At 45.4% G+C, this 17,299-nt stretch carries 15 protein-coding genes; 3 read left to right on the top strand and 12 right to left on the bottom strand.

Translation table 11 applies throughout. The annotated features are described in order from the left end of the window. Positions 1-7: 7 nt before the first annotated feature. Both groL and G588_RS0110685 read right to left on the bottom strand, forming a co-directional pair. Complete coding sequence (gene groL / locus G588_RS0110690) at positions 8-1,633, bottom strand: chaperonin GroEL (RefSeq protein ID WP_022778732.1); 1,626 nt, start codon at positions 1,631-1,633, stop codon at positions 8-10. A 197-nt stretch (positions 1,634-1,830) separates the two neighbouring features. Continuing rightward, complete coding sequence (locus G588_RS0110685) at positions 1,831-2,115, bottom strand: co-chaperone GroES (RefSeq protein WP_022778731.1); 285 nt, start codon at positions 2,113-2,115, stop codon at positions 1,831-1,833. Between the two features lie 284 nt (positions 2,116-2,399). Between G588_RS0110685 and G588_RS0110680 the strand changes: the two genes are divergently transcribed. Continuing rightward, a complete protein-coding gene (locus tag G588_RS0110680) occupies positions 2,400-2,870 on the top strand; it encodes a hypothetical protein (RefSeq protein ID WP_022778730.1) in 471 nt (156 codons plus the stop codon). A gap of 300 nt (positions 2,871-3,170) precedes the next feature. Here the strand turns inward: G588_RS0110680 and G588_RS19920 are convergent, their stop codons facing one another. From G588_RS19920 to G588_RS0110650, 5 genes are read right to left on the bottom strand one after another with little or no spacing between them, the layout of a single operon-like run. Continuing rightward, complete coding sequence (locus G588_RS19920) at positions 3,171-4,058, bottom strand: metallophosphoesterase family protein (RefSeq protein WP_022778728.1); 888 nt, start codon at positions 4,056-4,058, stop codon at positions 3,171-3,173. Beyond that, positions 4,058-5,893: an ABC transporter ATP-binding protein gene (locus G588_RS0110665; RefSeq protein WP_022778727.1), complete on the bottom strand. Its 1,836-nt coding sequence runs from the start codon at positions 5,891-5,893 to the stop codon at positions 4,058-4,060. The genes G588_RS19920 and G588_RS0110665 overlap by 1 nt, the downstream gene beginning before the upstream one ends. Beyond that, positions 5,890-7,719: an ABC transporter ATP-binding protein gene (locus G588_RS19915; RefSeq protein ID WP_022778726.1), complete on the bottom strand. Its 1,830-nt coding sequence runs from the start codon at positions 7,717-7,719 to the stop codon at positions 5,890-5,892. The genes G588_RS0110665 and G588_RS19915 overlap by 4 nt, the downstream gene beginning before the upstream one ends. 42 nt (positions 7,720-7,761) lie before the next feature. After that, positions 7,762-8,679, bottom strand: a complete 918-nt coding sequence (locus G588_RS0110655; protein ID WP_022778725.1) for an SPFH domain-containing protein — start codon at positions 8,677-8,679, stop codon at positions 7,762-7,764. Next, positions 8,676-9,125 (bottom strand): NfeD family protein, encoded by a 450-nt coding sequence (locus tag G588_RS0110650; protein ID WP_022778724.1) that lies wholly within the window; start codon positions 9,123-9,125, stop codon positions 8,676-8,678. The genes G588_RS0110655 and G588_RS0110650 overlap by 4 nt, the downstream gene beginning before the upstream one ends. A gap of 177 nt (positions 9,126-9,302) precedes the next feature. Here G588_RS0110650 and G588_RS0110645 point away from each other — a divergent pair, with 177 nt between their 5' ends. Then, complete coding sequence (locus tag G588_RS0110645) at positions 9,303-10,730, top strand: sensor domain-containing diguanylate cyclase (RefSeq protein ID WP_022778723.1); 1,428 nt, start codon at positions 9,303-9,305, stop codon at positions 10,728-10,730. 282 nt (positions 10,731-11,012) lie between these two features. On the opposite strand, the gene G588_RS0110635 is transcribed toward G588_RS0110645, so the two are convergent. Both G588_RS0110635 and G588_RS0110630 read right to left on the bottom strand, forming a co-directional pair. Next, positions 11,013-12,032 carry a GGGtGRT protein gene (locus G588_RS0110635; protein ID WP_022778721.1) on the bottom strand — a complete coding sequence of 340 codons (1,020 nt, stop codon included), beginning with the start codon at positions 12,030-12,032 and terminating at the stop codon, positions 11,013-11,015. A gap of 25 nt (positions 12,033-12,057) precedes the next feature. Continuing rightward, entirely contained in the window at positions 12,058-12,750 is a 693-nt protein-coding gene (locus G588_RS0110630) for an iron-sulfur cluster assembly scaffold protein (protein WP_022778720.1), read from the bottom strand. A 249-nt stretch (positions 12,751-12,999) separates the two neighbouring features. Here G588_RS0110630 and G588_RS0110625 point away from each other — a divergent pair, with 249 nt between their 5' ends. Beyond that, positions 13,000-13,674, top strand: a complete 675-nt coding sequence (locus tag G588_RS0110625) for a UDP-N-acetylglucosamine pyrophosphorylase (protein ID WP_022778719.1) — start codon at positions 13,000-13,002, stop codon at positions 13,672-13,674. Here the strand turns inward: G588_RS0110625 and G588_RS0110620 are convergent. The 3 genes from G588_RS0110620 to G588_RS19905 all read right to left on the bottom strand — a co-directional run bounded on the left by G588_RS0110620 (position 13,671) and on the right by G588_RS19905 (position 17,161). Continuing rightward, positions 13,671-15,041 (bottom strand): MATE family efflux transporter, encoded by a 1,371-nt coding sequence (locus G588_RS0110620; protein WP_022778718.1) that lies wholly within the window; start codon positions 15,039-15,041, stop codon positions 13,671-13,673. The two genes, G588_RS0110625 and G588_RS0110620, sit on opposite strands and share 4 nt — an antisense overlap. After that, positions 15,038-15,589 (bottom strand): DUF3990 domain-containing protein, encoded by a 552-nt coding sequence (locus tag G588_RS19910; protein ID WP_022778717.1) that lies wholly within the window; start codon positions 15,587-15,589, stop codon positions 15,038-15,040. Before G588_RS19910 ends, G588_RS0110620 begins: the two co-directional genes overlap by 4 nt. A 159-nt stretch (positions 15,590-15,748) precedes the next feature. Beyond that, positions 15,749-17,161: an IS1182 family transposase gene (locus tag G588_RS19905; protein ID WP_155830783.1), complete on the bottom strand. Its 1,413-nt coding sequence runs from the start codon at positions 17,159-17,161 to the stop codon at positions 15,749-15,751. Positions 17,162-17,299: the final 138 nt, after the last annotated feature.

Genomic DNA, 17,299 nt, shown 5'->3' with positions numbered 1-17,299 from the left:
TAATGAATTACATCATACCGCCCATTCCTGCGCCGCCAGCGGGCATAGGAGGTACGGGCTCCTTAACTGTAGCAACTGCTGCCTCTGTTGTAAGGAAGCTTGATGCTACTGATGTAGCGTTCTGAAGAGCTGATCTTGTAACCTTGGCAGGATCGATGATTCCATCCTTAACCATGTCTACATACTCTTCTGTGTATGCATTAAAGCCAACGCCCTGCTTGGACTCCTTAACCTTGTTAACGATTACGGATCCGTCAAGACCTGCGTTGTTAGCGATGTGGTAAAGAGGAGCCTCAAGAGCCTTGAGAACTACCTTAGCACCTGTCTTCTCGTCGCCTTCAAGTGAATCTGCAAGCTTAGCTACTTCCTTGGTTGCGTGGATGTATGCACTGCCGCCGCCGAAGATGATACCCTCTTCTACAGCTGCTCTTGTAGCATTAAGAGCATCTTCCATTCTGTACTTAGCTTCCTTCATCTCTGTCTCTGTTGCAGCACCTACTCTGATAACAGCAACACCGCCTGCCAGCTTGGCAAGCCTCTCCTGGAGCTTCTCTTTATCAAACTCAGAGGTTGTATCCTCGATCTGCTTCTTGATCTGAGCTACTCTGTTCTTGATGTCTGTCTTGTTGCCGAGACCGTCAACGATAGTGGTCTTCTCCTTCTCAACCTTGATGCTCTTAGCTCTTCCGAGGTCATCCATTGTAACGTCCTTGAGCTCAAGACCAAGATCAGAAGAGATAACCTTGCCGCCTGTAAGGATTGCGATATCCTCAAGCATAGCCTTTCTTCTGTCGCCGTAGCCGGGAGCCTTAACAGCAACTACATTGAATGTTCCGCGAAGCTTGTTAACGATAAGTGTTGTAAGAGCCTCACCCTCAACATCCTCAGCGATGATAAGGAGCTTGGAGCCTGTCTTAACGATCTGCTCAAGAAGAGGAAGAATATCCTGGATATTGGAGATCTTCTTGTCTGTGATAAGGATGAAAGGATCATCCAGTGTAGCTTCCATCTTGTCCATATCTGTAGCCATGTAAGCTGAGATATAGCCTCTGTCGAACTGCATTCCTTCTACAAGGTCGAGCTCTGTCTGCATTGTCTTGGACTCTTCGATTGTGATAACGCCGTCGTTGGAAACCTTCTCCATAGCGTCAGCGATCATCTGTCCAACCTCATCATCTCCTGATGAAACTGCAGCTACTCTCATGATCTGCTCTTTGCCCTTAACCTTGGTAGCCATCTTGCCGATAGCCTCAACAGCCTTGTCTGTAGCCTTCTTCATACCCTTTCTGAGTACGATAGGGTTAGCGCCTGCTGCAAGGTTCTTAACACCCTCATTGATCATAGCCTGTGCAAGAACTGTAGCTGTTGTTGTACCATCACCTGCTACGTCATTGGTCTTGGTAGCAACTTCCTTAACAAGCTGAGCACCCATGTTCTCGTAAGAATCCTCAAGCTCGATCTCCTTGGCAATTGTTACACCGTCGTTGGTGATTGTGGGAGCGCCGTAGCTCTTATCAAGAACTACATTTCTTCCCTTAGGTCCAAGTGTTACTCTTACTGTATCTGCAAGCTTATTAACGCCTTCTACCATAGCTGTGCGGGCGTCAGCGCCGTACTTAATTGTCTTAGCCATTTTAATTTCCTCCGTTGATTTATTGTACTCCGTGATATACGGATTGCTCCGCTTCGCTCTCGCAATCCTACATACATTCGGAAATCGATCTGCTCATTTCATTCGCATATCTGTTTTCCTCATGTATGTTCGGTCCTCAAGGTTTCATTTATATGTCTGCAAGCAGCCATAAATGAATCTTTTCGTCCCTATATCACTCATTTAATTATCGCTAATATGTCGTTCTGCTTAACAATGATGTAGGTTACATCATCAAGCTTAACTTCTGTTCCGGCGTACTTGGAATAGATAACATTGTCGCCCTTCTTAACCTGCATCTTAACTTCCTTGCCGTCAACAACTCCGCCGGGGCCTACTGCGATAACTTCGGCCTGCTGTGGCTTCTCCTTCTCAGCACCGGGAAGAACGATTCCTGATTTTGTAGTCTCTTCTGCCTCAAGCTGCTTAAGTACAACTCTGTCTGCAAGTGGTTCTAACTTCATTGTTAATGCCTCCTTTATGTGATACTTTTTGTTTACTTTTTAGTCTTGTTAGCACTCAATCTCATCGAGTGCTAACCTCTAAGAACATATATTACTACCATAGTGAAATAAATGCAACCTCTACACCCCCACTAATTTATAAAGAATTTAATATAATTTAATCCCCAGTAAATTGCATATTTCAGAACCGCCTCTCATAATGAGGCTAAGAAAGTATGTATTAATTCACAACAGGGATGTTGTGAAGCCCGCAGCGGGCAGCTCTTCAAGGAGGTGATAGATATATGAGTACAAATTTCTTTAGTAGCTTATCCGGCTCTTATGATTATGTATCCAGCATGTCAGGTCTTTTGTCGGATTATTCCAGTATAAAAAGCGGTGCCTACGGAAGCCTCATGAAATCATACGTAAATAAAGTAGGAAACAAGGCTGCCCTGAACGCATATCGCGAGACAGGCTCCACCACTACGGGAGCAGCCTCTGAGGTGACATCCTCCAAGTCAGGAAGTGCAAATAAATCAAGCTTTCTTGACAGCTATTTTAATGACATAAAAAACAGCGGATCTACTCCCAAGTCCTCGTCAAAAGAATCCTCGGATTCCTCAAGTACAACTTCGTCAACAGCCACCACTACCACAGATGCCTATGCAAAATACAAATCCTCCTGGCTGGACGATCAGCTAAAGCAATACGACAAGGATGCCAACAAGACCACCGCAGCAGATACTTCGGTATCCTATGACACAACAATTTAACAGGATTAAACAGAAGCAGCACCGGCACAGGAGCAATTCCTGTGCCGTTTTTTTATGTCGGGTGATGTCTGTCACCACTTTCAAACTCATAAGGATCTCGCCAGCTCTTAAGGAGACCATCCACTACTGTATTACAGATCATAATCTTATAAAGGCATCCATTCCGGAGTTCTATGCGAAATATAAGCTTCTCAATGAAGATAGTTAAGCAAATAAAAAAAGGCTCAAGTCATAAGGCTTGGGCCTTTAAATATGTTCATAGCAATGAAAATGAACCATTGACTCCGTCCCCGGGGGCCATTATTCTTTTCTTGGAATATCCTTGCCGTAGAGATCTATATAGTTCTCCTTAAGGGCTATAGCCCAGTATTTCTCAGGAATATCAGGCCACTTCACTGTTCCTCTCTCCTGCTCGCAGAGTCTCATGGCTCGTAGCAGCACTGTCTGATTGAGGTCAACTCCCGTTCTGATGGTATGCATGGTAACTGCTGCCCAGGCCGGTGCCATGGTACACAGCTCAGAATTCTTGAACTCCCTGAGGATTTCCTTCCTGTCATACTCAAGCTGAACATATTCTTCTTCCCAGGATTTGGCATCTCCGTGAAGTATACAGAACTGTGTCTTACCGCTGTGATACCACGGAATACCGATAGAGCCGGGATTGACACCCTTTTTGCCCCTGTAGATATATGTCTCCTGAATATGATTGTGGCCGTGGAGCAGCACTCCGGTCTTTAAATGAGACAGAACCTTCTTGGTATTTCTCTTTTCCCGGAACAACAGCTCCCCGGTATTAGTGGGTGAACCGTGGCAGTATTCAAAGCCCGGCAGACCCTTAGGCTGATATATACCGTAATTAGGCAGGGATTCAAAAAAATCAAAGTCCTTGTCCGTCAGATTCTGATAAGTATACAGTAAAGATCCGCTGGCGGAGCCTCTCTTCCACTTCCCCTCGCCGGTCTTACGATAGTTCAGAAGATATTCTTCCCTGTTCCCTCTGATAATATAAGTATTGAAATACTGCTTAAGGACATAGATGAGCTCCATGGTCTTCTGAGGATTGGGACAGTCCGTCACAAAGTCCCCCAGAAGCACGAAATTCGTTATACCTTTGCCCACAGCATAGTCAATGGCCGCCTGCAGCGCCGTATGATTGCCGTGAATGTCACTGAAAACAGCAATATCCATTAGCTGAATACTCCTTCAAAAGCACCTTCCGTGCTGAATTCCTCAAACTGTTTGGTAAATAGCTCGAAGTAATACCCCTTTAGATCCATAAGCTCCTTATGGGTTCCTCTCTCTATTATCTTACCATCCTGAACCACCAGAATAATATCTGCGTCCACTATGGTTGAGAGTCTGTGGGCGATCACAAAAGAGGTCCTGCCCTTGATCACCGTAAGTATCGCATCCTGAATCGCCTTCTCCGTAACGGTATCGATGGAAGCTGTGGCTTCGTCAAGAACAAGAATGCTTGGGTCTGCCAAAATAGCTCTGGCAAAGGAAAGAAGCTGTTTCTCTCCCACTGACAGCATATCTCCATCCTCACCAACATCACTGTCAAGGCCCTTGTCCATGCGCTTAACTATGGAATCGGCGCTGACAAGCTCAAGTGCCTTCCAGATCTCTTCCTCCGTCGCATCGGGCTTACCATATTTAAGATTATCCCTAACCGTTCCCGAAAACAAGTGGGGTGTCTGCAAAACGTAGCCTATATTGGAATGGAGCCACAGCTGCGACCTCTCCGCCGCATCACGTCCGTCTATCAGCACCTGACCGGAGGTTGGCTTAAAGAATCTGCATACCAGATTAACCAATGTTGACTTACCTGCACCGGTCTCTCCAACTATGGCCACATTGGTTCCCTGCGGAACCTTCAGATTAAAGTGCTCCAGAACATACTCCTCTCCATCAGGATAATGGAAGGAAACATCCTTGAATTCAATATCTCCGTGAAGAGGCTCCCAGTTCTCTTTCCTGGGATTAAAGGTATCACCATACTTCTCTATTACCTCAGGAGTATCGTAAACATCGGACCTGGTCTGAATAAGGCGGGTCAGTCTCTCCACATTTACCTGCACAGCAATAAGCTCCGACAACGTAACTATCACATTCTGAACCGGCTCCATCATTCCAAGGGCATAGGACAGGAATACGGAAAGAGTTCCTATCTGCATCACGCCTTCCATGGTGATGGTACCTCCCTTGTACAGTACGATCGACAGCGCCAGTGAAGACATCATGGTTATGATCGAAGTAAAAAGTGCGGAATAATGAGTTGCATGAACCGAAGTCCGTCTCATTTTCTCTGTATCGGTTTCAAAGTCATTCTGGATCTTATCCTCAACCACAAGGGTCTTAATGGCCTTGGCCCCTGTTATTCCTTCGTTGAAATTGCCCGTGATGGTTGAGTTGATCTCCCTTATCTTCCTGTTAAGTACGATGAGCTTACCCTGGAAATACATCACAAGAACCGCCGCGATGGGCACCAGTATCATGATGTACAGGGAAAGCCTTGCATTGAGGGCTATCATCATTCCCATCACGCAGATAAGATAGGCTCCGTTCCAGATGATATCCATCATTCTCCAGGACACCATAACACCTATTTTGCCGGTATCACTCATAACCCTGGCGTGGATGTAACCCACGTTGTTCTGGTTAAAATAGGCCAGTGACAGCTCCTGCAGATGATTGAAGGCCGCATTTCTAAGGTCTCTGTCGACGCTGAGCTCCACCTGTCCGCACATATAGCAGCATATAAAATTGTCGATAACCTGCAGTATAAGAATGCTCACATACAGGATAATAAATACAGTCAGCCCATTCAGGGTCTGCTTTCCCACAAAATTGTCCAGGGCATATCTGTTAAAGATCGGATAGATCGAATCCACCAGTGAACTCAGTATTCCCAGAATTATCATAAAGATTATCTTGGGATAATACTGCTTGATATAGGGATGTAGTCTTGGTATTCCAAAAAACGGCAGCTTAACCGCCTTATCATTTTTATTCTCGCTCATACTACCCCCTGCATCTGAATATCATAGATTCTCTTGTAGATACCGCCCTTTGCAAGGAGCTCATCATGGGTTCCGGATTCCGCAACCTTCCCCTTGTCCAGAACGATTATATTGTCTGCGTGCATAAGAGTTGTGATCCTGTGAGAAATAAGAACCACTGTGGAATCTCCCACATTCTCTGACAGAGCAGCCCTTATCCTTGCATCTGTCTGGGTGTCGACAGCTGACAGTGAGTCGTCAAATACCATGACAGGCGGCTTTTGCACCAGCATCTGGGCAATGGCAGTTCTCTGCTTCTGTCCTCCGGATAAAGTCACGCCCCTTTCTCCCACATAGGTATCATAACCCTTTAAGAAGGTCCTGATGGTATCATCAAGAGCTGCGATCCTGGCTGCGTTCCTGATTTCCTTCATATCCGGCTCCTTAAGAGTGATTCCGATATTCTCTGATAAGGATCTGGAAAAAAGAAATGGCTCCTGCAACACAAATCCGATGTTCCTTCTAAGGTGACTTGCCTTGATATCTGATATTTCAGTATCTCCCACATATATTGTGCCCTTACCCTCAGGAAGCTCATATAGCTTGTCCATGAGATACATCAAAGTAGACTTGCCTGAGCCGGTACTTCCCAGGATTCCGAAGGTGGTTCCCGCCTTGATAGTAAAGGAAACGCCTCGAAGCACCTCCTCAGTAGCATTGTCATAGGCAAAAGAAACATTCTCAAATCGAATATCCTGGCGAAGGGAAGGCAATCCCGCTCCCTCTTTGTCCTTCTCGGGTTCACTGTTCATGATATAGCGAAGACGATCGATGGAAACACCTGCCTTACTCATCTCTGAAATGATCCTTCCAAGGGCTCTTACAGGCCAGGTCAGCATCGCATTATATGATACAAAAGCAATGTACTCACCCACCGTGATTCTGCCCTGAACACAGACAACAGCACCAAGCACTGTGACCAGCATGACCTGTAATCCCGAAATAAGATCGTTGGAAGACCAGAAGGCCGCCAGCGTCTTCATAAGACTGATCCACATCTCGGTGTACTCCTGATTCTGCTTCTCGAATCTGTCCTTTTCGTATTTCTCCCTTCCGAAGGCCCTTACCACTCTTACGCCGGTGAGGTTCTCCTGGGCTGTGGCGGAGAGTCTCCCCTCTTCGCTGTCTGCATGCTCGAACTGGGAGCTGATCTTGTTATGGAAAAAGCAGGAATACAGAACAATTATCGGAATAAATATCCCGGAAAAGAATGTGAGAAAGCCATCTATATTGATCATAAAATACATGGCCACGATAATTCTGATGACGATTCTGAAAAGCGAAAGAAGCTGCTCCGAAATAAAAGCCCTGATGGTCTCAACATCAGAAGTACACCGCTGAATAATATCACCGGTGTGGTTCTTCCCATGCCAGGAAAAAGGCAGGTGCATTATGTGCTCAAAGAGCTTGTTTCTCATGCGCTGAATTAGCTTTTCGGAGGCGATGGAATTAAGGAGCCTGAAAAGGTATCTGCACAGGGCCTGCAACAGTGCTATGACTGCGATTACCACAGCTATCAGGTACAGGTGGCTTCTTAAGAATTCGTTTCCTCCCAGAAAATCCATGAAGGTCTTTAAATATCCCGGGGTGCTCCCACTGTCTGTGGGAGACTCCGAGATACAAAAGTCAATTGCATACTGTACGATCTTGGGGCCTATAAGCTCCAGAAACGTAACACAAAAAGAAATAAGAATACTAAATAAGAATATGGCAGTGCTCCCCTCAAGGAAGTACATAACCATCTGTGTTTTGGTCTTAAACCTTAAGTTTTTGTCTTTATTTTCCATATTTACCCGTTAGTCATAAGGCTAATTGAAGGTAAAATGCCATTATTTAATAATCTCCTTGATGGAACCCGCAAGTCCCGCAATTCCCTGGAGATTGGAGGGAACGATGATCTTGGTTGCCTGACCGTCAGCAGCCTTCTCAAAGGCCTCAAGGCTCTTAAGTGTAAGAACTGACTCGTCGGCACCTGCCTCCTTCAGCATTCTGATACCTTCGGCATTAGCGTGCTGAATGCTCTTGATAGCCTCAGCCTGACCTTCTGCCTCTCTGATTTTCTTCTCTCTCTCAGCTTCGGCTCTAAGGATTGTTGCCTGCTTGTCAGCCTCAGCCTGTAAGATCTTACTCTGCTTCTCACCTTCTGCAACAGTGATCTGTGACTGCTTCTCACCTTCTGCAAAAAGGATCTTCTCTCTCTTCTCACGCTCAGCCTTCATCTGCTTCTCCATGGCATCACGGATCTGCTCCGGAGGATTGATGTTCTTGAGCTCTACTCTTGTTATCTTGATTCCCCAAGGATCTGTTGCGATATCAAGAGCATCCTGCATCTGTGCATTGATCTGGTCTCTGGAAGTAAGAGTCTCATCCAGAGTAAGTGAACCGATTACGTTACGAAGTGTTGTTGCTGTAAGATTCTCAATGGCTCCTATGGGATTTCTTACGCCGTATGCATAAGCCATGGGATCGGAAATTCTGAAGAATACGATAGAATCGATCTGCATGGTAACGTTATCCTGTGTGATAACGGGCTGAGGCGGGAAGTCACAATACTGCTCCTTGAGATCCACCTGTCTTGCAACTCTGTCAATAAAAGGAACCTTAACGTGAAGACCTACATCCCAGGTCTCCTTATAAGCGCCGAGGCGCTCAACAACAAAAGAATGTGCCTGAGGCACGATCCTGATGTTGGCTGCTATCAAAACCACCAACAAAATAATAAGTACTGCAAAAACACCAAGCATCATAAATTTAAATCCTCCCTTTCAACAATAAGTTTAGCTCCGCTAACTTTAACAACTCTTACAGTAGTGCCTTCCGGAATGATAATGTTGTCAATCGTGGAAGCTGCCATCCAGGTAGTTCCGTCCATGTCGATTTTACCTGTCCCCTTAAGGTTGTCAATTTCCTTTTTAACCACAAGCCTACGGCCTATAATCGCATCAATATTGGTCTTTTTAGCCTTGCCGTTGACATATTTGGCAGCAAGTGGTCTTACAACCAAAAGAACCGCCACCGAAACCACCAGGAATGCTGCTACCTGAAGTAAAACAGTGGCGCCTATCATAGACAACAAAAGTGCCGCCAGGGCTCCCGCTGCAAACCATATGGTAACAAGTCCCATCGTTGCCAGTTCAATAACGGAAAAAACAATTGCGACCGCAAGCCAGACCAAGGGCATTGACATCTCCATACCTATCCTCCTTCCCCAAATTACTGATGTAAATGTATTATACTTCATAAACACAGCATTTGATAGTAGTTTCATAACAATTATTTAATAGTACTTTAAGATTTCTGCAAATTGTAATTGCGTTCATAAAAAGTTAAAATATTGTATATATGTGTGTGCATTTTCAGGAGAATTTATATGAGCGAAACGAATTTTAAAGCCTTTAAAACCATGGTTAATCTATATAACATCCCCGCCTCGGTTCTCGAAGTACACAAAAACCCCGATGGCACCTGCGGTGATGTGATTATGTACGCCATCAATTCTCTGATGGAAAGAAGCTATCAGAACCTTTTTTCCGCAGAAGGTGAAAACAAGCAGGTAGAAGGTAAGCCCTATTATGAAAACATGCCAAGAGAGCCCAAGTTTGAGCATCTCTGCTTCAGATGCGCCTGGAACAGGCAGCGTGCCCACACCTATGTCGACACCACAATGATGTACGGCTACTGGACTGAAGATATATTATTCCCATTGGATCCTCCTGAGCAACCGGAATCTGACGATGTGGCCTACTGTCTTTTCATGTATACCCTCAACAAAGAGATGGATACCGGCAAGTTATCTCAGGTTTCCCCTGAGATTGCCAGCTTCGTCATCAAGACCTGCCTCACCCTGAGGAATGAGGAAGACTTCTACTCCAAGATGGAGATCGTAGCAAGAGACATCCGCACTTACCTGGATGCCTTTTCCTGCTGCATGATGACAGTAACTCCCGACCTCTACAAATTTGACGTTATATGTGAATCCGTTAGAGATAATGCCAAGAATCTCAAGGAAATATTCGCAAATATTCCCTATGAGATAGTTGAGACCTGGGAAGGACTGGTGGCCGAGACCAACTGCGTTATCATCAAGGATGAAAACGACATGCAGTTCTATGAGCAGAAATCCCCTGAATGGGTGGAATCACTTCTTGATAACGACGTAAAGAGTCTGGTTCTTGTGCCCTTTGTCCACCAAAACGCTATAATAGGCTATCTGTACATTACCAACTTCGATACCATTCAGATATCAAAGATGAAAGAGACCGTGGAACTGGTATCCTTCTTCCTGTCCTCTGAGGTTGCCAATCACATGATCATGGAGAGACTTGAATACCTCAGCAATGTGGATATGCTGACCGGTGTCTACAACAGAAACAGTATGAACGTCATGGTTGATGAACTCTCCACCAAGCTCAAATTAAATCCAAGGCCCTTCAGCGTTGCTTTCTGCGACTTGAACGGTCTTAAATCCATAAATGATAACGAAGGCCACGAAAACGGTGACCAGCTCCTTAAGGATGCCGCCAAAGTCCTGAAGGAAGTATTTGTCGGCGATAAGATCTACCGCGCCGGCGGCGATGAATTTACCATCATATCAACCCACGGAACCGAGCAGGACTTCATCAAAAAGATCGCCGACCTTAAACAAAAGGCCTGCGATCCCAATTGGCTCTATTTCGCCGTAGGCTACTATCATGACCCTTCCGAGGGAAACCTCAGGCTTGCCATGCGCTACGCCGACGAGCGGATGTATAACGACAAAGATGCATATTATGAAGCACATCCGGAAAAAAGAAGATAAACCGTGTGCTCTATTCCTTCTGTAATATCAAAAAGGGCTTTCCAGCCAAGATTCTCCAGCTTCTTAGCATTAAGAGCTGACGTTGGCATCAGGTTGAAGCTCTTTTTTTCTGCGTCAGTAGCCTCCTCGTAATTATATAATAAAAAGCGCTCCGCATTGACGAAGCGCCTTATATTATTTGACTAATTCAGTTAAGCATAAGGAAGTTCGGTTCTCGCAAAATACGCTCGCCCGAACGGCCTTGCTAACTAAACTCGAAAATACCTCGTTAAGTAATCAAGGTCAAAACTTACCAGCCTTAGCAGCCTCTTCGATTGAAACGGCTGTAGAAACAGTCATACCAACCATCGGGTTGTTACCTGCACCGATAAGACCCATCATCTCAACGTGAGCGGGAACTGATGAAGATCCTGCGAACTGAGCATCTGAGTGCATACGGCCCATAGTATCTGTCATACCGTAGGAAGCAGGACCTGCTGCCATGTTATCGGGATGAAGTGTACGGCCTGTGCCGCCGCCTGAAGCAACTGAGAAGTACTTCTTGCCGGCCTCTGTTCTCTCCTTCTTGTAGGTTCCTGCAACGGGATGCTGGAATCTTGTAGGATTGGTTGAGTTACCTGTGATAGATACGTCAACGTTCTCCTTCCACATGATAGCAACACCTTCCTGTACGTCGTTAGCGCCGTAGCAGTTAACCTTAGCACGAGGTGAGTTAGCGTCCTTGGAATAGCACTTTCTGAATACTTCCTTAACCTCACCTGTGTAGTAGTCATACTGAGTCTCTACATATGTGAAGCCGTTGATACGGGAAATGATCTGAGCTGCGTCCTTACCAAGACCGTTAAGGATAACGCGGAGAGGTTTCTGACGAACCTTGTTAGCCTTCTCTGCGATACCGATAGCACCCTCAGCAGCTGCGAATGACTCGTGACCTGCAAGGAATGCGAAGCACTCTGTATCCTCTTCAAGAAGCATCTTACCAAGGTTACCATGGCCAAGACCTACCTTACGACGATCAGCAACTGATCCGGGGATACAGAAAGCCTGAAGACCGATACCGATAGCTGCAGCAGCCTCGGAAGCCTTGCGGCAGTTCTTCTTGATAGCGATAGCGGCACCTACTGTGTAAGCCCACTTAGCGTTCTCAAAGCAGATAGGCTGAATGCCCTCGATGAGCTTGTATACATCGATGCCGGCAGCCATTGTGATATCTTTACATTCTTCGATAGATGAGATTCCATACTCCTTAAGGCAAGCCAGGATCTGGGGCTCTCTTCTTTCATATGATTCAAATAAAGCCATTATAATTTCCTCCTTCTCACCTTAATTATTCTTTTCTGGGATCGATGCATCTTGCAGCGTCAGCTACACGACCATACTGTCCCTTAGCCTTATCAAAAGCTGTATTAGCGTCATCACCGGCCTTGATGAAGTCCATCATCTTGCCGAAGTTAACGTACTTATATCCGATGATCTCGTCGTTCTCATCAAGAGCAACATCTGTGATGTAACCATCTGTAAGCTCAAGATAACGAGGTCCCTTGTCAAGTGTTCCGTAGGTTGTACCAACCATTGAACGTGATCCCTTACCAAGATCCTCAAGACCGGCACCGATCTGAAGACCGTCCTCAGAGAATGCGGACTGTGTTCTTCCGTAAACGATCTGAAGGAAGAGCTCTCTCATAGCTGTGTTGATAGCGTCACAAACAAGGTCTGTGTTAAGAGCCTCAAGAACTGTAAGGCCGGGAAGAATCTCAGCAGCCATAGCAGCTGAATGAGTCATACCTGAACATCCGATGGTCTCTACAAGAGCCTCCTGGATGATACCGTCCTTAACGTTGAGGGAAAGCTTACAACCACCCTGCTGAGGAGCACACCAGCCAATACCGTGTGTATAACCGGAAATGTCCTTAATTTCCTTGGACTGAACCCACTTTGCCTCTTCAGGAATGGGAGCAGCGCCATGATGTACCCCTTGTGTTACGGGACACATATTTTTTACCTCTGTTGAGTAAATCATGTGAAAATCTCCTTTCGTATTGTAAAGTAACTTTCATTACCTACTTACGGATTTTTAAGATTGGCAGAAAACGCCACATCTATTTTTACATAACTTCCGACACATTTCAACATTTTTGATATATTTTTAACACATATTTTATTATCAAGTGGGCTGTTTTATATAGGACGGGGTTATGAAGGTTGTGAATTATTGAATGGGTAGTTATAATATATGAGATGTTTTTCAAGAAAAATCAGAGGTGAAACTATGGAAGAATTCAAGATTTCAAATATGTACGATCTAAACGAAACTATCGCAGCAGACTTCATGAAAACCAAGGAATATCCCTGGGAGCTGCTTGCGGGAATCAAGGATTATATAATTGAGCTGGGCAATAAGCTCCCCGCAGATAAGTTTGAGAAAAGAGGCGAGAATGTATGGATTGCCAAGAGCGCCAAGGTGTTTGACTCAGCTTATATCGGAGGCCCCTGCATTATCGATGAGGAGGCCGAGGTAAGACAGTGCGCATTTATCAGAGGCAGCGCAATTGTTGGTAAGGGCGCTGTTGTAGGCAATTCCACAGAGCTTAAGAATGTTATTCTCTTCAATAAGGTTCAGGTGCCTCACTACAACTACGTTGGCGACTCTATCCTTGGCTACAAGGCTCACATGGGCGCCGGCTCCATAACTTCCAACGTTAAGAGCGACAAGAAGCTCGTAGTAGTCAAGAACGGCAAGGACGATCAGGTTGAAACCGGTCTTAAGAAGATGGGTGCAATGCTGGGCGATAACGTCGAGGTAGGCTGCAACTCAGTTCTTAATCCCGGAACCGTAATCGGAAGATGGTGCAACGTATATCCTCTTTCTTCTGTAAGAGGCTGCATCCCCGCTTACCACATCTTCAAGGACAAGGATCACATTGTAAAAAAGGTTGAAGACTAAATTGCTTTTTTAGCTTTCTTATTCCATAGGAGGAGGCGCACAAGAAACAGTATTCCTCTTACGCATAGCTCCGTGGCCATAGCTACCCAGGCTCCCTTGAGTCCGTAATGTGAGCCAAGGAAATATGCAAGAGGAATCCTGACTGCCCATACGCTTATGAGATTCAGGACACTTGACATAAGAGTCTCTCCTGCCCCTCTGAACACGCCCGCTGCCACTATGGATGCACCGTAAAAAGGCTCCGCAAAAGCTTCTATTCTAAGTATCTGAGTTCCAAGACTTCTTATTTCTTCATCCGGTGACAATATCCCTATCATAAAAGGAGCGAAGGTCCACATCAGGGCACCGCTTAATCCCATTATTGCCATACCCAGAATAACCGACATCCAACCAAGGCGCTTGCCCAGGTCTTTTCTTCTGGCGCCTATGCACTGTCCCACGATGGTGGTGGCTGCAACGCCTATTCCAAAGCCCGGCATGTAGCACAGACTCTCAGCCGTTATGGAGAAAGAGTTAGCAGCTACAGATACCGTTCCGAAAGGCGATACGATTCTGGTAAAAGCCACATAGGCAAAGCCCATGATGATATTGTCGATTGCCACAGGAATAGCTATCTTCAGCGCTGTCGGAAGTTCCACAGAAGCAAAATCAGATAAACTCTTTGAGCGTTCGCCCTTACGTCCCACAAGGCTGAGCGCCGGAGACTTCACCAGAAGAATATACAGCATGATCCCCGCAACTATCACAAAGGACAACGCCGTGCCAAGGGCCGCTCCGGTTACGCCAAGCCTTGGTATAAACATGGAATTAAATAACACATCCAGAGCGCACATGATAACATTAAGTATACTGGGAACACGAATATTGCCGCTTGACTGGATCATTCCCTGGGATGCCAGCAGCATCTCTCTTGCCGGTATGGATATGGCATATATCAGAAAATAAGAGGCCGAATCCTTAAGGATCGCCTCCTCTCCTCCCATCCATATCGGAAGCCGGGAACTAACGGCAACACCAACTGCCATTATTATCAGACTGAAAAAAAGATTGACCACAAGCCCCCATTTAACGATGACTCTGGCCCCCTCTTCATCCCTGGCGCCTATTCTGTGGGCTACGCATACGGAAAAGCCCATTGCTGCAGCGGTGAGAACTCCTCCCACCAGCCAGGTTGTACTGGACACAAGTCCTATTGACGCCGAAGCGCCTGCGCTCAGATGTCCCACCATGGATGCGTCTATGTATTGCATTATTACCGACGACAGCTGCGCAAGTATCGCCGGGAAGCTGAGCTTTAGTATCAGCAGTATCTCTTCTCTAAAGGTAAGTTTTTCGCCATTTCTAATGGCTGATAATGGATCTCTCATAGTTTTTCTAATGCTTTGGCAAATTCTCCCTGAAATTTTTCGTTTTCCTCTTCGTGCCTGATACGGCTAAGCTCTATCTGCTCTTTGGACAGAATTTCAGAGGAAATGAAATGTAGATTCTCTGCTGCTTTCGCAGTCTTTAATACAACCTGGCGGGGACTGTCCCCCACCAGTAGTAGCTCCATTGCCTCTTCATCCGACAAAAATCCGCTGGTTATAATCCCAAGGGTATCATATATTGTGTCGCAGGCTATGGGACCTATTATCAGGTCATACTCTGAAAAAGAATCCGGCACTAACCTTCTGTTTGCAAAAATGTATCTATACCACTCCGGATTCTTATCAAAGACCTTGATCTTAAGCATCCTGTCATCCAATTCATAGCGGTTAACGATCACCTCAAAACCGGGCTTTTCTATAGCCCAGCCATAGGCAAAATCCCTGTCATCCGTCGTATAAAAGCCCTGACCGAAGTCGGCATTGATCCTGCCGCGGTGAATATCGGGCTGCTTTATCTCATCATATCCTGCATGATATAAGGTCATCATATATTTTCCCTCCGGTACGGACATTATAGCATAAAAAAACGATGATCCGAAGATCACCGTTCAGACTGTAGACAAAATGGTCCTGAGAGCGTAGCTCTCAAGACCATTTTTCTTTTTCGCGAGTGTTTTATTGATAATAAAGGATAGAAACGGCCTCTATCAGGCCATCTCTAACCGCCATTCATGCTTGATTCTTGCAAGCTTTTTCAGATTCATACACGCAAAGGTAAGCGCGACCTTCATTTCCATCCGCGCCTTGCCATACATCTGCGTATATCTGAATCCGTGGTTCTCTTTAGCTGTTCCAAAGATTCTCTCTATTGTTTCTTTTCTGTGAGAATAGAGATCCTTCATTCCTTCTGTATACCTTATATCCTCACATTCTTCCATGTAATCTTCCCAGATATGACGAGTTATAAGCTTTACATGGTTTTTACTGAGTGTGCACTGCTCGAGATATGGACAGCTTTCACAGACCTTTCCGCAGCTCTTGTATTCCCGGTATCCATCACGATTTGTTGTTGAATACTCCAGTACCTGATCATTAGGGCATACATAACAGTCATTGTATTCGTCGTATGCGTACTCAGATTTCTTAAAGAATCCTTTCTTTGTCATTGGACGCTTGTATGGGAGAAGTGGTTTGATGCCATCATCTATGAGGAGTTTTGCTATGGCCGGCGTCTTATAGCCTGCGTCTGCAACGATAGTTTCAACACCAATATCCTTAATCTTATCGTATAGCCCTTTGAATGTACGGCTGTCATGCTCATTGCCTGGATTAACTGTATAATCAAGAATCCATCCATTCTTATCACAGGCAGTCTCTATACCGTATGCGAATACATTCTTGTGTTCACCTTTGTGGAACCATCCACTATCAGGATCGGTAGTGCTGCATTTTACTTTCTTGGTATCCTTTGGCACATCGTCTGTAAAATCACTGAAATCATCATGCCCACCTGTGCCTTTATCATTATCATCATCTTTATCTTTAAGAGGTTTCTTGCCGTGCTCAGCTCTGTCTTCGTTTATTTCTTTCCTGAGCATTTCTTCATAGAACAGTGCTTCCTGCTTTGCCAGTTTATGCTGCATCTTACGGTTGTTTGCTCTGGCTTTTACATGAGTGGCATCTACAAAGACAGCAGTAGGATCAACAAGCTTGAAGCGGTAGCAGTCTTCGAGAATACGCTGGAATATCTGCTCAAAGAGGTCTGTGTCCTTGAAACGTCTTGTATAGTTCTTTCCAAATGTTGAGAAGTGCGGGACGGGCTCGTTAAGTTCCAGGCCCAGGAACCATCTGTATGCAACGTTGACTTCGATTTCCTTGATAGTCTGTCTCATGCTGCGGATTCCGTATAGATACTGGATGAAAGGGATTTTAATGAGAGTGACAGGATCCATGCTGGGTCTGCCCATGTCTGAAGAATACTTATTTTCAACAAGATCATATATAAATGACCAGTCGATGGCTTTATCAATAAGCCTGAGCATGTGGTCCTGTGGAACCAGATCGTCCATGCTCACAAACTGCATTTGTTCACGCTTTCTTTCGGTATTAGAAGTCATCATAAAGGCAATCCCCATCCCCAACTTTGATACTTCTATTATATCAGAAAAAGTGCCTCAAGCCCAGATAAATACTGAGTTTCCGGCACTTTTATAAAGAAAAATCCACGGCAAATGCCGTGGACTTTGTCTACAGTCTGA

It is taken from the genome of Butyrivibrio sp. AE3009 (assembly GCF_000420845.1).
Taxonomy (GTDB): domain Bacteria; phylum Bacillota; class Clostridia; order Lachnospirales; family Lachnospiraceae; genus Butyrivibrio.
Note: the sequence above shows the minus strand (reverse complement) of the source record. Positions and strands in the feature narration are given on the sequence as shown.

Excerpts from the sequence above, each read along its gene's own strand:
- groL (WP_022778732.1), bottom strand. The coding sequence starts at position 1,633 with ATGGCTAAGACAATTAAGTACGGCGCTGACGCCCGCACAGCTATGGTA.
- G588_RS0110685 (WP_022778731.1), bottom strand. The coding sequence starts at position 2,115 with ATGAAGTTAGAACCACTTGCAGACAGAGTTGTACTTAAGCAGCTTGAG.
- G588_RS0110680 (WP_022778730.1), top strand. The coding sequence starts at position 2,400 with ATGAGTACAAATTTCTTTAGTAGCTTATCCGGCTCTTATGATTATGTA.
- G588_RS19920 (WP_022778728.1), bottom strand. The coding sequence starts at position 4,058 with ATGGATATTGCTGTTTTCAGTGACATTCACGGCAATCATACGGCGCTG.
- G588_RS0110665 (WP_022778727.1), bottom strand. The coding sequence starts at position 5,893 with ATGAGCGAGAATAAAAATGATAAGGCGGTTAAGCTGCCGTTTTTTGGA.
- G588_RS19915 (WP_022778726.1), bottom strand. The coding sequence starts at position 7,719 with ATGGAAAATAAAGACAAAAACTTAAGGTTTAAGACCAAAACACAGATG.
- G588_RS0110655 (WP_022778725.1), bottom strand. The coding sequence starts at position 8,679 with ATGATGCTTGGTGTTTTTGCAGTACTTATTATTTTGTTGGTGGTTTTG.
- G588_RS0110650 (WP_022778724.1), bottom strand. The coding sequence starts at position 9,125 with ATGGAGATGTCAATGCCCTTGGTCTGGCTTGCGGTCGCAATTGTTTTT.
- G588_RS0110645 (WP_022778723.1), top strand. The coding sequence starts at position 9,303 with ATGAGCGAAACGAATTTTAAAGCCTTTAAAACCATGGTTAATCTATAT.
- G588_RS0110635 (WP_022778721.1), bottom strand. The coding sequence starts at position 12,032 with ATGGCTTTATTTGAATCATATGAAAGAAGAGAGCCCCAGATCCTGGCT.
- G588_RS0110630 (WP_022778720.1), bottom strand. The coding sequence starts at position 12,750 with ATGATTTACTCAACAGAGGTAAAAAATATGTGTCCCGTAACACAAGGG.
- G588_RS0110625 (WP_022778719.1), top strand. The coding sequence starts at position 13,000 with ATGGAAGAATTCAAGATTTCAAATATGTACGATCTAAACGAAACTATC.
- G588_RS0110620 (WP_022778718.1), bottom strand. The coding sequence starts at position 15,041 with ATGAGAGATCCATTATCAGCCATTAGAAATGGCGAAAAACTTACCTTT.
- G588_RS19910 (WP_022778717.1), bottom strand. The coding sequence starts at position 15,589 with ATGATGACCTTATATCATGCAGGATATGATGAGATAAAGCAGCCCGAT.
- G588_RS19905 (WP_155830783.1), bottom strand. The coding sequence starts at position 17,161 with ATGATGACTTCTAATACCGAAAGAAAGCGTGAACAAATGCAGTTTGTG.